Raw genomic sequence first — 15370 nt, forward strand, 5'->3', positions numbered from 1 at the left:
CGAGGAGAGCAGCGTGTCAGAAACCATGGTCGGCCTGATTGGCGGCATGAGCTGGGAAAGCTCCGCGCAGTATTACCGGCTGATCAACGAGCAGGTGCGGGAGGCCCGCGGGGGCGTGCACTCGGCGCGGCTGCTGTTGTGGTCTTTCGATTTCGCGCAGATCGAGGCGCTGCAGGCCGCAGGCGACTGGGATGGCGCAGGCACGCTGCTGGTCGATGCGGCCCAACAGCTTGAGCTTGCCGGCGCCAGCGCGGTCGTCATCTGCACCAACACCATGCACCGCCTCGCAGATACCGTGCAGGCCGCTATCGGCGTTCCCCTGCTGCACATCGCCGACCCGACCGCCACGGCGGTGAAAGCGGCAGGTATCCAGCGCATTGGACTGCTGGGCACCGCGTTCACCATGGAGCAGGCGTTCTACACGGGCCGTTTGGAACGCCAGCACGGCCTGCAGGTCGTCGTGCCGGATGCAGCAGATCGTGTGCTGGTGCACCGGGTGATCTATGAAGAGCTGGTGCGCGGCCACGTGCTGCCGGCCTCGCGGGAGGCCTATCGCGGGGTCATGCGGCGGCTGGTGGAACGCGGCGCGCAGGGGATCATCCTGGGCTGTACGGAGATCATGTTGCTGGTTGCGGATGACGATGCCGGCGTGCCCCTGTTCGACACGACGGCGCTGCACGCGCAGGCGGCCGCACAGCATCTGCTGGCGCAGCGGTAGCGCCGAGCCGTGCTCGGCGGGGCATTTCATGGGGAAGGCCCAGCGTCGGTAGCGCCGAGCCGTGCTCGGCGGGGCATTTCATGGGGAAGGCCCAGCCGGCTGAAGCCGGCTCTACCGGTACTGCAGAGGTAGCAGCCGCCGCCGGTCAGAACTTCACGACGTACGACACGCCATACGCCAGCGGGTCGATGTTGACGGTGCCCAGGTCCTGGCCATCCAGTTTGACCTTGCTGTCGATGTCCATCCAGCGCAGGTCCACCCGCAGGGCGGCTTTTTCGCTGAGGGCGAAGTCCACGCCCGCGTGCGCGGCAAGGCCCCACGAATCGTCCATTTTCAACGTGCTGCCGGCCAGTGCACCGCCTGTCTCTTCACTGAAAAACGTGGTGTAGTTGATGCCGGCACCGAGGAACGGCGATACCTTGCCGGCACTGTTGAAGTGGTACTGCAGGGTGACCACCGGCGGCAGGTGTTTGGTGCTGCCGACACGGCCCAGGCCGGCGATGCGGATGTCGTGCTTGAACGGCAGCGCGGCGAGGACTTCGATGCCCAGATTGTCGGCGATGAAGTACTCGCCGGTGATCGTCGGCTTGATGTCGCTGTCCACGTCCAGCTTCAGCGTACCGCCGGCCAAGGTGCCGTTATTGGATTTCGGCGCAACCTGGTGGACGCCGGCCGACAGCGTCCAGTCGCCCTTGGATTGGGCCATGGCAGGGGCGGCGGTAAGGGCCGAAGCGGCGGCCAGGGTGGCCATCATCAGGGGGGCGGTGCGGCGCATGGTGCAGGTCTCGTTGCGGGGTTGATGCCCGCAGTCTCTGCCCGCCCTGCACGCAACGCCTTGATCCGGATCAAATCCCTGGCGGGCGCGAGGGCTGGCGCGTCCTGTCCGCCGGTAGTGAAGGCGGTTTGCTAGACTAACCGGCCTTATCCATCCCGCCGCGCCGTGCGCGGCCGCAGGAGCTCATCAACATGGCAATCAAGGTTGGTATCAACGGTTTCGGTCGCATCGGGCGCAACGTCCTGCGCTCGGCGGTGCTGAACTTCGGCGACGACATCGAGATCGTGGCCATCAACGATCTGCTGGAGCCGGATTACCTGGCGTACATGCTGAAGTACGATTCGGTGCACGGCCGCTTCAAGGCGGAGGTATCGGTTGATGGCGGACACCTGGTGGTCAACGGCAAGAAAGTGCGCCTGACCCAGGAGCGTGATCCGGCCAACCTGAAATGGGACGAAGTGGGCGTGGACGTGGTGATCGAATCCACCGGCCTGTTCCTGACCAAAGAAACGGCGCAGAAGCATATCGATGCGGGCGCGAAGAAGGTGATCCTGTCGGCGCCGTCGAAGGACGATACGCCGATGTTCGTCTACGGCGTCAACGACAAGACCTACGCCGGCCAGGCGATCATCTCCAACGCCTCGTGCACGACCAACTGCCTGGCGCCGTTGGCCAAAGTCATCAATGACAAGTGGGGCATCAAGCGCGGCCTGATGACCACCGTACATGCAGCAACCGCCACCCAGAAGACCGTCGATGGCCCGTCCAACAAGGACTGGCGCGGTGGCCGTGGCATCCTGGAGAACATCATTCCCTCGTCCACCGGTGCGGCCAAGGCCGTCGGTGTGGTGATCCCGGAACTCAACAAGAAGCTGACCGGCATGAGCTTCCGCGTGCCGACCTCGGACGTGTCGGTGGTCGATCTGACCGTCGAGCTGGAGAAGGAAGCCACCTACGCCGAAATCTGCGCCGAAGTGAAGGCACAGAGCGAAGGCGCGCTGAAGGGTATCCTGGGCTATACCGAAGACAAGGTCGTGGCCACCGACTTCCGCGGCGAGACCCACACCTCGGTGTTTGATGCCGATGCCGGCATCGCGCTGGACAGCACCTTCGTCAAGCTGGTGTCGTGGTACGACAACGAGTGGGGCTACTCCAACAAGTGCCTGGAAATGGCCAAGGTCGTCGCGGCCAAGTAAGCCGCTTCACCACGTGATACGCGAACCCCGGCCGATGCCGGGGTTCGTCGTTTCAGGCCTGTGTCGGCGATCACGAAGCCCACGCGACAGGCGGTTTTCCGACAGCCGAGGACACGCCACGGATGCTAAATCTGTCGCTCCTCTTCGTAAGGCACCGCCATGTCGAACCCTCTCTTCCCACTGCTTTCTGCAGGGCTGTTCTGCGTTGTTGCAACGGTGCAGGGGGCGACGGCTGCCCCGGCGGACGATGCGGGTATCGTGGCGGCGATCGTGCAGCAGATGGAGCGGCCGCTCGCACCTTCGACCGGCACGGTCCGCGCTTCCACGGCTGCCGATGGCAGCTGGACCGTTGAGCTGGGCAGCCGTTTGCTCGCCGATGTGCGTGGCCCGCAGATACCGGCCGAGCTGGATGCGCGCCTGCAGGCGATCCGGTTGGCGGTAATGCTGCGGCGTGAGCAGCAGGGGGCCATGCCGCCGTCGCTGGAATTCCGCTTCAACGGCCACCGCCTTGAACATTATTTCCCGTCGCCGCCGGCGCGCCCGCGTGCGCACAATCCGCTCGATGAGGCGGCATCAGGGGTCGACGTTTTCATTTCAGCCAGCCATGGCTGGTACCTGCACGGCGGCACCACGTGGTACCTGCAGCGCCCGCCCACAAACGGCATGATCGAAGATCTGGTGACGCCGCAGTTCGCCCAGAAATTCGCGGACGCCCTGGATGGAAAAAAGGTGCGCTGGGCGTTCTCGCGCTCGGTGGAGACGGCGTTGCATCCGGTCGCCGGTAAACCTTGGTGGCAGATGGCCGCCCGCTATCACGCGCAGGCGCTGTATCCAGACCGCCCGGACATCTGGCAGAGCTACGCCGACCGCAGCACGCCGCTGCGCGAGTACAACGACGATATCCGCAGCCGCCCGCTGATGGCCAATGAAGTGGGGGCCGGTGTGCTGGTGCACCTGCATACCAATGCCGCCGATCCATTGGCTACTGGCATGATGGCCTTCCATCAGTCCGGTCGCAGCGAAGACCAGCGGCTGGGGCATGTGCTGCTGTGCAAGATGCGCGATGCCATCCGGCAGGTGCCGGCCTATGCCGATTATCGTGTGCGCGTGCAGCCGAGCACCGGCAACTTCGGTGAAATCCGCCTTGCACTGGCGCCCTCCATCCTGATCGAACTTGGCTTCCACACCAACCCGCAGGACGCGGCTGCACTGCAGGATCCGCAATTCCAGGCGGCCGTTGCCGAGGGCCTGCGCGAGGGCTATGACGCGTTCCAGCAGGGGGGCGGTGCAGGGGGCGAACGCGTCTGCCAGTGACCAGCGCGCCCAGCAGGCCCGGCTTGACGTAGCATGGCACGGCCCGTCGGCGCCATCGTGGCCCCGTAGCGACAGCAGGAAGCCGTTGAATGGAAGCGTTGATTGTCATGCTGGTGCTGGTGCTGCTGGCTATTCCGTTGTTGCTGGTGGTCGCCCTGGTGAAGATCGCCGGCCTGCGGCGCCGGGTAGGCGTTCTGGAAGAAGCCCTGCTGGGGCGTGAGGCATCACCGCACGCGCAGCAGCCCATCGCTGATGCGGCCGCTCCCGTTTCGGCCACGTGGGATCCGCTGCCGCCGATCCAGCCGTGGCCGGTGCAGGCAGCGGCTGCCGATGCGGATGATGTCGAGCGACCGGTGGTCGCGCCGCCCGTGCGCGAGGTCGCCGCCTCCGTTGCCGCGCCGCCGCCGCTTCCGCCCGGCACCCAGGAGGCCACGCCGCAGCCCGCCTACGTCGCACCGCCGCCGCCCTCCGGCCCGAATGCGGTGGAGCGCGCGCTGAGCGCTGCCAAGCGCTGGTTCACCGAAGGCAACGTGCCGGTGAAGATCGGCATGCTGGTGCTGCTGGCTGGCGTTGCGGCGCTGCTGAAATATGTAAGTGACCAGGGCCTGCTGGATGTGCCGATCGAGCTGCGCCTGGCCGGCATCACGGTAGGTGCGCTGGGCCTGCTGGTCTTCGGCTGGAAGCAGCGCAGCAGCCGCCGCCTGTTCGCGCTGGCGCTGCAGGGCGGGGCGATCGGCGTCCTGCTGCTGACCGTGTTCGCTGCCTTCAAGATCTACCATCTGGTCGACCCGCTGCCGGCGTTCATCGCCAGCATCGCCTTGGTCGCGGGCCTGTGTGTGCTGGCGGTGGTGCAGGATTCGCGCACCTTGGCGGTGCTGGGCATCCTGGCCGGTTTCATGGCGCCGCTCTGGCTGTCCACCGGCAGCGGCAACCACGTTGGCCTTTTCAGTTACTACGCCGTGCTCAACGCGGGCATCTTCGCCATTGCCTGGTTCCGTCCGTGGCGCGTGCTGAACCTGCTCGGCTTCGTGTTCACCTTCGGCATCGGCATCGCGTGGGGCGTGCTGCAGTACCGGCCGCAGGACCTGCCAAGCACGCAGCCGTTCCTCGTGCTGTTCTTCGTCTTCTATCTGCTGATCCCATTGCTGTACGCGCGTCGCCAGCCAGCGGAGAAGCGCGACCTGGTCGACGGCAGCCTGGTGTTCGGCACGCCGCTGGTCGCGTTCTCGCTGCAGGCCGCGATGCTGCATGACCAACCGATGCTGCTGGCCTGCATCGCGGTTGGCGTGGCAGCGCTGTATGCCGTGCTGGCCCGCGCCTTGATCCATCGCCGCTCGTTCGCGGTGCTGGCGCAGTCGCACGCAGTACTGGCGGTGGGCTTTGCCACGCTGGCGGTGCCACTGGCCCTGTCCGCGCGCGTTACCGGTGCCATCTTCGCGCTGGAAGGCGCCGGGCTTGTCTGGCTCGGCCTGCGCCAGCAGCGCCGCCTGCCGCAGATCAGTGGTGCGCTGCTGCAGATCGCCGCCGCGTTTGCGTTCGTGGCCGGTGCCGATTACTGGGACGGCGACGCACGCTTCCTGCTCAATCCCACCGCGATGGGCGTGCTGCTGATTGCCGTGGCCGGTTTTGCCGCAGCGTGGAGCTATCGTCGCCACGGTCGCGACAGCATCGCGCTGGTGTATTACCTGTGGGCGCTGTCGTGGTGGCTGGTGGGGCTGTCGGCCGAAAGCCTGCGCTTCCTGCCCAGCCGTCATGAACCGGCTGCGCTGCTGATCCTGACGGCGCTGACCGGCTGGCTGGCAGCGGAAGTGCACCGCCGGCAGCCGGCGCGTGCGCTCGGATTGACCACGTTGGCGATGCTCGCCTTGGCCTTCCCGTTGCTGCTGGCCCAGGTGGCGATGCACCGCCAGCCGTTCGCGGGGTATGGCGGCCTGGCATGGGCACTGGTCGCGGTGCTCGGCACCCGTTCGCTGCATGCGCTGCGCCAGGGCGCGGGCACGCTGGCGCGGGTGGCGCAGTTCCTGTGGTGGCTGCTGTGGCCGTGCGTGCTGTCACTTGCGCTGCAGCAGGTGGCCAGCCGCCTCAACATCGCGCAGGGCTGGGAGATTGTGATGGTGCTGCTGCCTTGGATCGTGCTGGTAGCGCTGACCATACACCGTTGGCGCTGGATCAGCCAGCCACTGGGGGCGGCGTTCGATCCCGCACGTCCGTTGCTGCAGATGGTGCTGTTCGGCGTGCTGGGTATCGCTTGGCTGTTCCTGCACTTCGTGCCGGGCTGGCCGGATCCGTTGCCGTGGCTGCCGGTGGTCAATCCGTCCGAACTCGCGCAGTGGGTCATGCTGCTGCTGGCCGCGCGCTGGTTGTATTCGACGCAGGCACCGGCCGTGCTGCAGCGGATCCGCGTGCCGGTACTGGCCATCGCCGGATTCATCGCCATCACCAGCGTGACCCTGCACGCCGTGCACCACTGGGGCGATGTGCGTTGGAATGACGCGCTGTGGTCGTCCAGCCTCGCGCAGACCAGCCTCACCGTGGTGTGGAGCGTGCTGGGCGTTATTGCCTGGGTGTGGGGCTCGCGCCGCGGCCAGCGGGTGTTGTGGACCGTCGGCGCGGTGCTGATGGCCGTGGTGCTGGCCAAGTTGATCCTGATTGATCGCAACCACCTGGGTAACCTGCTGGGCATTGCATCGTTCATCGCCTACGGCCTGCTGTGCACGGTCGTGGGCTACTTCGCGCCGGCGCCCCCGCGCCCGTCGCAGACCGTGGAGGAAGCTGCATGAAGACCTGGATGGCGCTGATGATGGCGCTGTGCGTGACCCCTGCCGCGCTGGCCCAGGAGCACCGGCAGCAGTATGTCGAGCAATGGCCGCTGCGCTTGTCCAGCGAGCAGTCCGGTGCGTATCGGGTCGTACTGGAGCCGGAAATCTACCGGCGTGCGTGGTCGCCGCAGCTGGCCGATGTGCAGGTCTACAACGCGACCGGGCAGGCGCTGCCGTCCGCCCTGCTGGCGCCGGACCAGCCCCTTGCGCAGCCGCCGGTGCAGCGTGAGCTGCCGTGGTTCGCCCTGCCGGCACTGGATGCGCGCAGCCGCAACGATCTGCAGCTGCTCACCGAACGCGATGCCGATGGCCGCGTCCGCCGTGTGGAAGCCCGCGTGGGCGCCAGCACGGGCACAGGTCCCTCGGCGGGCTGGCTGATCGACGCCAGCGTGCTGGGCCAGCAACCGCTGGCGGCATTGGTACTGGACTGGGCCGAGCGCGAGCAGCCGCTGCAGGTCAACGTGCAGGTGGATGTCAGCGATGATCTGCGCAACTGGCAGCAGATCGATGCGCAGGTGCCGCTGGTGGATCTGCAGCGGGCCGGCAAGCGTCTGCTGCAACGGCGGATCGAGATCGGCCATGGCGCGCGCTACGTGCGCGTGCTGGGCAACGATGCGCAGGCACTGCCGGCGTTGCGCGGCGTGCTGGCCGAGGTGCCGCCGGCACCGGCGACGATTCCTTGGGAGTGGCTGACGCTGCAGCCGAAGCAACAGGCCGATGGCGCGTTCGAGTTCGAGCTGGACGGTCGCTTCCCGATCGGTCGGCTGGACGTGGCAACCACCGGCAACAGCCTGGTGCAATGGACGGCCTTCAGTCGCGATGATCCAGGCGCGGATTGGCAACGCCGCACGGCGCCGTGGGTGGCGTATCAGGTGCAGGCGGACGCGGCCGGGCAGCAGCAGTCGCCTCCGCGCGAGCTCGGCGAGACGACGCGGGATCGCTACTGGAAGCTGGTGGCTGATCCGGCGAACAGTGCCACCGTTCCGCTGCTGCGCCTGGGGTACCGTCCCGAAGTTCTGATGTTCCTGAGCCAAGGGGCCGCGCCGTATGCCTTGGCCGTGGGCAGTGCGACCGCATCGCGGCAGGACGCACCGGTGGGCGTGGTGATTGCTGACCTGCGTTCACGTAATGGACCGGAGTGGCAGCCGAGCCTGGCGCGCCTGGAAGGGCCGCCGGAGGTGCTGGCAGGTGAAGCGGCATTGCAGGCACCGCGCGACTGGAAGCGATGGCTGCTGTGGTCGCTGTTGATCCTGGGCGTGCTGGTGGTCGGTGGGCTGGCCTTGAGCGTGCTGCGGCAGAAGCCTGCGGACGCCTGACCGAGGGTAGGGACGGCCGTTGGCCGTCAAACCTGCGCGGCGACGCAATGGCGTGCAGACGTCAATCACCTATCCCGGTTTGCGATGCGTCGTGACACCCCGGACAATAGTGGGCTGCGCCCTTCGCGGCGCCCCTACCATCGACCAGGAGTTGCCCATGTCCATCGTCCGCATGACCGATCTCGACCTTGCCGGCAAGCGCGTGCTGATCCGACAGGACTTGAACGTTCCGATCGAGAACGGCCAGATCACCTCCGAGCAGCGCATCACGGCCTCGCTGCCGACGCTCAAGCGTGCACTGGAACAGGGCGCGGCGGTGATGGTGACGTCCCACCTCGGCCGCCCGCAGGAAGGGCAGTGGAGTGAGGAAAACTCGCTGCAGCCGGTCGCCACCCGCCTGTCGGAGCTGCTGGGCCGTGACGTGCCGCTGATTCGCGATTGGGTAGACGGCGTGGACGTGCAGCCGGGCCAGATCGTGCTGCTGGAAAACTGCCGCATGAACGCGGGCGAGGGCAAGGATGACGAGGCGCTGGCGAAGAAGTACGCCGCGCTGTGCGACGTGTTCGTGATGGATGCCTTCGGTACGGCGCACCGTGCGCAGGCCTCCACCCATGGGGTGATCCGCTTCGCCCCGGTGGCTGCCGGTGGGCCGCTGCTGATGGCCGAGCTGGATGCACTGGCCAAGGCCCTGAAAGAGCCGGCCAAGCCGCTGCTCGCCATCGTCGCCGGCAGCAAGGTCAGCACCAAGCTGGAGCTGCTGGCCAGCCTGGTCGGCAAGGTGGACCAGTTGATCGTGGGGGGTGGCATCGCCAACACCTTCATCGCGGCGGCCGGATACCCGGTCGGCAAGTCGCTGTATGAGCCTGACCTGCTGGATACCGCGAAGAAGATCGTGGCCGATGCCAAGGCGCGGGGCGCTGAGATCCCGCTGCCGACCGACGTGGTGGTGGCCAAGCAGTTCCTGCCGGACGCCGAAGCGACGGTGAAGGCGGTCGACGCGGTGGCCGAAGATGACCTGATCCTGGATATCGGCCCGCAGACGGCGGCGCAGTACGCGCAGTTGATCCAGCAGGCCGGAACCGTGGTCTGGAACGGGCCGGTCGGCGTGTTCGAATTCGAAGCCTTCAGCAAGGGTACCGAGGCAATGGCGCGCGCGATCGCCACCTCCAAGGCCTTCTCGATCGCCGGTGGCGGTGACACGTTGGCCGCCGTGGACAAGTTCCACATCGCCGACGACGTCAGCTACATCTCCACCGGTGGTGGTGCGTTCCTGGAGTTCCTGGAAGGCAAGACCCTGCCGGCGGTGGCCGCGCTCGAAGCGCGGGGTGCGTAAGTGTCGGACGACCTGACCACGGCCAGCGTCGAGACGCGCTTGGCCGATGCGGGCCATGAGATGCTGTTCTTCGACCTCGACGGCACGTTGATTGATTCGCAGGTGGGCATCACCCGCTGCATCACCCATGCGTTCGAGCAGATGCAGCATCCGGCGCCGCCGGCGGAGTCGCTGCGCAGCTGGATAGGCCCGTCACTGCGGACCAGCTTCGGTCCGGTATTCAACGATGCGGCGAAGGTCGAGCAGGCCGTCGCGTTGTACTGCGAACGCTTTGAAACGCACGGCTGGAATGAGCATGCGGTGTTTGACGGCATCGAAGACGTGGTGCGCGCGCTGAAGGCGCGCGGTCATCGGCTGGCGGTGGTGACGGCGAAGAACGAGCCGCATGCGCGGCGCATCGTCGAGCACCTGCCGTTCGGGGACTGCTTTGAGGATGTGATCGGTGCCACGGCGGATGGGTCACGCAGCAGCAAACCGCAACTGGTGGCTGAGGCGCTGTCGCGGCTGTCAGTGCAGCCGGCGCAGTGCTGGATGATCGGTGACCGCCGCATGGACATCGAAGGGGCGCGCCATCACGGACTGCGCAGCATCGGCGTGCTGTGGGGGTTTGGTGGTGCCGATGAGCTGCAGGCCGCCGGCGCAGGCACGCTGGCAGAAGCGCCCACGGCGCTGTTGACCCTGCTCCCGTAGCGCCGAGCCTCGCTCGGCGGAATGTATCCGCCATCGCGGTGCCGGACGCAGGCCGCGCTGCGCGCTCGCCGACCACGGGTCGGCGCTACCGGGTGACCGGCGTCCACGCGTCCGTCAGGCGTGTAGCGCCGAGCCACGCTCGGCGGAATGTATCCGGCATCGGGATACCGGACGCAGGCCGCGCTGCGCGCTCGCCGACCATGGGTCGGCGCTACCGGGTGGCCGGCGTCCACGCGTCCGTCAGGCGTGTAGCGCCGAGCCACGCTCGGCGGAATGTATCCGGCATCGGGATACCGGACGCAGGCCGCGCTGCGCGCTCGCCGACCACGGGTCGGCGCTACCGGGTGACCGGCAGTCCTGTAGCGCCGAGCCACGCTCGGCGGAATGCGTCTGGCATCGCGATACCGGACGCAGGCCGCGCTGCGCGCTCGCCGACCATGGGTCGGCGGCGCCCAGGCAGCGCCCACATGCGCTGCGGACAAACCTGCTTTCACAATGCTGACCCGTATTGTCTTGCAGACATCGGGCAGACCGAGGCGCTGCAACGATGTAACCGCATACATGACGTGTGAAGGATGTGCTAATTTCTCTGCTTTAACGGGAGCCCATCCACCATGTTCGAGCGTCAGCGTCGCACCAAGATCCTAGCCACCCTCGGCCCAGCCACTGATCCGCCGGGCATCCTCGAGGAGCTTTTCCGCGCTGGCGTCAACGTGGTTCGCTTGAACTTCAGCCATGGTGATCCGTCCGGTCAGGCCAAGCGTGCCGCCGAAGTGCGCGCCGCCGCTGCCCGCGTGGGCGTGGAAGTGGGCATCCTGGCCGACCTGCCGGGCCCGAAGATCCGTATCGAGCGCTTCGCCGAAGGCAAGATCCATCTCAAGGCCGGCGACCGCTTCGACCTGGTGGCGGCGACCAACGTACCGGCCGGTGACACCACGCAGGTCGGCGTGAGCTACCTCGGCCTGCCGCAGGACGTGCGTCCGGGCGATGTGCTGCTGCTGGATGACGGCCTGATGCAGTTGCAGGTCGTGGAAGTGCAGGGCGAGCGCATCATCAACACCGTGCTCAACGACGGCGTGCTGTCGGATCGCAAGGGCCTGAACAAGCAGGGCGGTGGCCTGTCGCTGGGCGCGCTGACCGAGCGCGACAAAGAACTGATCGGCATCGTGGCGAAGATCGGCGTGGACTTCATCGCCGTCTCGTTCTGCCGCAACGCGCAGGACATGAACGATGCCCGCGAGATCGCCGAATCGCACGGCTGCTACGCCGCGCTGGTGTCGAAGATCGAGCGCACCGAAGCCATCGAGAACCTGGAAGAGATCGTCGACGCCAGTGACGTGGTGATGGTGGCACGGGGTGACCTGGGCGTGGAAATCGGCGATGCCGAGCTGCCGGGCCTGCAGAAGAAGATCATCAAGGCGTCGTTGGCGCAGAACAAGGTGGTGATCACCGCCACGCAGATGCTGCAGTCGATGGTGGAAAGCCCCATCCCGACCCGCGCCGAAGTGCTGGACGTGGCCAACTCGGTCATCGACGGTACCGACGCGGTGATGCTGTCGGCCGAAACCGCCGCGGGCATGTACCCGGTCAAGGCGGTCGAAGCGATGGCGCGTATCTGCCTGGGTGCCGAACGCCAGTTCCAGACCGAGACCGATTTCAGTGCCTCGCCGCGCAACCTGGAACGGGCCGACCAGGCCATCGCCATGGCCACCATGTTCCTGTCGCAGCACGTGGGCGTGCGGGCCATCGTGGCAATGACCGAGTCCGGCGGCACCGCGCGTTACCTGTCGCGCTTCCGTGCCTCCGCGCCGGTGTTCGCGGTGACCCGCCATGACGGCGCGCGCCGGCAGATGGCGCTGATGCGCGATGTGTTCCCGATCAACTTCGACAGCCGCGGCCTGACCCCGCGTGAAGCGGCGCGTGGCAGCATCCGCCTGCTGGCCGACGCCGGCCTGCTGGAAGCCGGTGACCGCGTCGTGTTCACCAGTGGCGAGCACATGGAAACCCATGGCGCCACCAACACGCTGCGCCTGCTGGAAGTCGGCGTGGACGGCACGGCCAAGGGGCTGGGCGAGCTCTGACCCCGCACGGGCCGGCTCCCTTCTGTCCGCAGAGGGGAGCCGGCCTGATCGTGCTGATGGTCTGGAATCGTTTCCATCCGACCTCCACGTCGAGGTCACGGCGTGCGCGGGCTATAATCACGTTTTTCCCGCACCCGCCACAGGAAGTACATGAGCATCGAACAGCTGGCTGAAACCGCCCAGGCCATGGTCGCCCCGGGCAAGGGCATCATCGCGATCGACGAATCCACCGGCACCATTGCCAAGCGCTTCGCCAGCGTCGGCATCGAGAACACCGAAGAGAACCGTCGCGCCTACCGCGAACTGCTGCTGACCACGCCGAAGCTCAACGAGCACATCTCCGGCGCGATCCTGTTCGACGAGACCATCCGTCAGTCCACCAAGGACGGCGTGCCGTTCGCCAAGTACATGTCCGACAACGGCATGATTCCGGGCATCAAGGTCGACAAGGGCGCACACCCGCTGGCGGGCTGCCCGGGCGAGCTGGTCACCGAAGGCCTGGACGGTCTGCGTGAGCGTCTGCAGGAGTACTACAAGCTGGGTGCGCGCTTCGCCAAGTGGCGTGCGGTCATCAACATCGGCGAAAGCATCCCGTCGGGCACCTGCATCGAGTCCAACGCCCATGCGCTGGCCCGTTATGCCGCCCTGTGCCAGGAATGTGGCCTGGTGCCGATGGTCGAGCCGGAAGTCATCATGGATGGCGACCACGACATCGAGACCTGCTACGAAGTGACCGAGGCGACCCTGCGTTCGCTGTTCGACGCGCTGTACCAGCAGAACGTGTTGCTGGAAGGCACCATCCTGAAGGCCTCGATGGTCATCTCCGGCAAGGACTGCGAAGAGCAGGCCGACGCCGAGGAAGTCGCCGAGTCGACCGTGATGTGCCTGAAGAGCACCGTGCCGGCGATCCTGCCGGGCGTGGTGTTCCTGTCCGGTGGGCAGAGCGACGAGCAGTCCACCGAGCACCTCAACCTGATGAACCAGATGGGCAACCTGCCGTGGCCGCTGACGTTCTCCTATGGCCGTGCCATGCAGCAGGCCGCGCTGGCGCTGTGGGGCAAGGACACCAAGGCCAACTACGCCGCCGCACAGAAGACCGTGTACGAGCGTGCCAAGGAAAACGGCCAGGCCGCCCTGGGCAAGTGGAACGGCTGAGTCCTGCCGTCCCCTGATGCACTGCAGACGCCGGCCATGTGCCGGCGTTTGTTTTTTCCGGGTATGGTGTCGCCATCCCGGGGCCTGGCCGACCCGCGGTACTTCCCTTACAGGCCAGGGAGAACATTCATGCGTATTGCAACGACGCTGCTGGCCGCTGGGCTCGCATTGGCACTGAGCGGTTGTGGACTGAAGCAGGCAGGCGCCTACGGTGCCAAGGCGGCGTCACTCGGATTCGACAAGACGGCCGTCGGTGAGATCACCTCGGCCAGCCCGCTGAGTTTCAGCGATGGCAGCCGCTACCAGCTCTACGCGATTGAACTGAAGGACAAGCAGGCGGTCTCGCTGAAGCTGAGCGGCGCCCTGTCCGGTGCATTGTCGGTGTTCCGCGAAGACGGCACGCTGGTGACGCGCGGTGAAGCCTCGGAAGAGGGGCCGGTGGAAGTGACCTTCCGTGCCGACGGCGCAGGTCGCTATCGCGTGGCAGTCAACGGTGACGGCGCATCCGCGTACGGCCCCTATCGCCTGCAGGCAGCCGAAGTAGTGCCCTACGATGGCAAGCCGCTGGTCGGCAGCGGGCAGATCGTCGACCTGCTGGCGTCGGACCGTCAGGAGTACACCCTGCAGGTCGAAAAGGCCGGCCTGTACCAGATCGACCTGGCCTCCGGCGCGTTCGATACGGTGCTGGAGCTGCATGGCCCCAACGTGGATGAAGAAGACGACGACGGCGGCAGCTCCACCAATTCACGCATGAACCTGATGCTGGAGCCGGGCACCTACACGCTGGCCGTCAAGTCGATCGACGACAGCAGCAGCGGGCAGTTCCGCCTGGACGTCAAGAACACTGCGCTGTCGGCTGACATCGTGTCCTCCGACGGCACCACGATCTCGCCGGGCATCACCGTGCAGGCGCTGCTGAGCCGGGAAGATGGCGAGCGCCGTTTCATGTTGAACGTGCCGCAGGCCGGCCCCGTGCGGATCGATGCGTTGTCTGACCAGGTGGACACCACCCTGCAGCTCAACGGACCGACCATCGATCTCAGTGACGACGATGGCGGCAGCGGCACCAACGCACGCCTGCAGGCCAACCTGCCGGCCGGCCGCTACCAGTTGGTGGTTGCGAGCCTGGAAGAACGCCAGGCCGTGGTGCAGGTGCGCGTGAGCAATGAAGGCGGCGAATCACTGTCGCTGCGGGATGCCGCCAATGCGGATGTCGCCGTGCCGGTCGCCGAGGCAGTGGACGTGGACACTCCCTGATCGCGAAGGGGCGACCGCGCTCGCGGTAGGGCTCTCAGAAGGCGTGGCGACCGCCGGTCGTCACGCCATCGCGGCGAGCGGAGCATGCATACGCTCCGCCCAGCTGCTCGACTCCGCGTCGCCAAGCGGTTGCCCGGCAGCTGCCAGTGCCTGCTGGTAAGCCTTGAAGGTGGCGGTGTTGTAGGCCACCAGGATGATGCGGCGCGGCTCACGATGGCTGCGCTGCCAGGCCAGGGTCTCGGTAGCCGCTACTTCGGCGGCACGGTACAGCGGATAGCCGTACACGCCGCAGCTGATGGCCGGAAAGGCAATCGAACGCGCTCCCAGCTTTTCAGCCAGTTGCAGCGACTTCCAATAGCAGTTGGCCAGCAGGGCGCGCTCGTCGCGCTGGCCGTCATGCCACACCGGACCGACGGTATGCAGCACGAAGCGGGCGGGCAGGGCGTGCGCGTCTGTCGTCACGACCTCACCGGTTGGACAGCGGACACCGGGGCGAACCTGCGGCAGTCGCTCGCAGTCTTCCAGCAGGCCAGGGCCCGCTGCCAGGTGGATCGCACCGTCCACGCCACCGCCACCCAGCAGGGACTCATTGGCCGCATTGACGATCGCATCCACCGCCAGGGTGGTGATGTCCCCCTGCCACACTTCGATCTTCATGCGTACTTCTCCTGGATGTCGTTGAAACGGCGCAACGGCCCGCGTTGCATGCGCCACCG

General features: G+C 66.7%; 12 protein-coding genes. 10 read left to right on the top strand and 2 right to left on the bottom strand.

Annotation, left to right across the window (positions count from 1 at the left end; all coding sequences use genetic code 11):
• Positions 1-25 precede the first annotated feature (25 nt).
• The gene (locus tag ICJ04_RS04345) at positions 26-718 is read left to right on the top strand and encodes an aspartate/glutamate racemase family protein (RefSeq protein WP_188327197.1); all 693 of its coding nucleotides are present in this window, start codon (positions 26-28) and stop codon (positions 716-718) included.
• A 145-nt stretch (positions 719-863) separates the two neighbouring features.
• On the opposite strand, the gene ICJ04_RS04350 is transcribed toward ICJ04_RS04345, so the two are convergent.
• Positions 864-1493: an OmpW family outer membrane protein gene (locus ICJ04_RS04350; RefSeq protein WP_188326326.1), complete on the bottom strand. Its 630-nt coding sequence runs from the start codon at positions 1491-1493 to the stop codon at positions 864-866.
• 191 nt (positions 1494-1684) lie between these two features.
• Here ICJ04_RS04350 and gap point away from each other — a divergent pair, with 191 nt between their 5' ends.
• The 9 genes from gap (at position 1685) to ICJ04_RS04395 (ending at position 14654) form a co-directional block, all read left to right on the top strand.
• Positions 1685-2689, top strand: coding sequence for a type I glyceraldehyde-3-phosphate dehydrogenase (gene gap, locus ICJ04_RS04355; protein WP_188326327.1), 1005 nt, complete (start codon positions 1685-1687; stop codon positions 2687-2689).
• Between the two features lie 159 nt (positions 2690-2848).
• Positions 2849-4003: an N-acetylmuramoyl-L-alanine amidase gene (locus ICJ04_RS04360; protein WP_188326328.1), complete on the top strand. Its 1155-nt coding sequence runs from the start codon at positions 2849-2851 to the stop codon at positions 4001-4003.
• Between the two features lie 89 nt (positions 4004-4092).
• On the top strand, positions 4093-6783 hold the full coding sequence (locus tag ICJ04_RS04365; RefSeq protein ID WP_188326329.1) for a DUF2339 domain-containing protein: 2691 nt from the start codon (positions 4093-4095) through the stop codon (positions 6781-6783).
• Positions 6780-8138 carry a DUF3999 domain-containing protein gene (locus ICJ04_RS04370; protein ID WP_188326330.1) on the top strand — a complete coding sequence of 453 codons (1359 nt, stop codon included), beginning with the start codon at positions 6780-6782 and terminating at the stop codon, positions 8136-8138. Before ICJ04_RS04365 ends, ICJ04_RS04370 begins: the two co-directional genes overlap by 4 nt.
• Before the next feature lie 157 nt (positions 8139-8295).
• Positions 8296-9471, top strand: coding sequence for a phosphoglycerate kinase (locus tag ICJ04_RS04375; RefSeq protein WP_188326331.1), 1176 nt, complete (start codon positions 8296-8298; stop codon positions 9469-9471).
• Positions 9472-9531: 60 nt separating this feature from the next.
• Positions 9532-10161, top strand: a complete 630-nt coding sequence (locus ICJ04_RS04380; protein ID WP_188327198.1) for an HAD-IA family hydrolase — start codon at positions 9532-9534, stop codon at positions 10159-10161.
• 614 nt (positions 10162-10775) lie between these two features.
• Positions 10776-12242: a pyruvate kinase gene (gene pyk, locus ICJ04_RS04385; protein ID WP_188326332.1), complete on the top strand. Its 1467-nt coding sequence runs from the start codon at positions 10776-10778 to the stop codon at positions 12240-12242.
• A 150-nt stretch (positions 12243-12392) separates the two neighbouring features.
• Positions 12393-13397, top strand: a complete 1005-nt coding sequence (locus ICJ04_RS04390) for a class I fructose-bisphosphate aldolase (RefSeq protein WP_188326333.1) — start codon at positions 12393-12395, stop codon at positions 13395-13397.
• A gap of 129 nt (positions 13398-13526) precedes the next feature.
• Positions 13527-14654 carry an ABC transporter substrate-binding protein gene (locus ICJ04_RS04395; protein WP_188326334.1) on the top strand — a complete coding sequence of 376 codons (1128 nt, stop codon included), beginning with the start codon at positions 13527-13529 and terminating at the stop codon, positions 14652-14654.
• 60 nt (positions 14655-14714) lie between these two features.
• On the opposite strand, the gene ICJ04_RS04400 is transcribed toward ICJ04_RS04395, so the two are convergent.
• The gene (locus tag ICJ04_RS04400) at positions 14715-15311 is read right to left on the bottom strand and encodes an O-acetyl-ADP-ribose deacetylase (RefSeq protein ID WP_188326335.1); all 597 of its coding nucleotides are present in this window, start codon (positions 15309-15311) and stop codon (positions 14715-14717) included.
• Positions 15312-15370: the final 59 nt, after the last annotated feature.

Source organism: Stenotrophomonas sp. 169, from assembly GCF_014621775.1.
Classification (GTDB): domain Bacteria; phylum Pseudomonadota; class Gammaproteobacteria; order Xanthomonadales; family Xanthomonadaceae; genus Stenotrophomonas.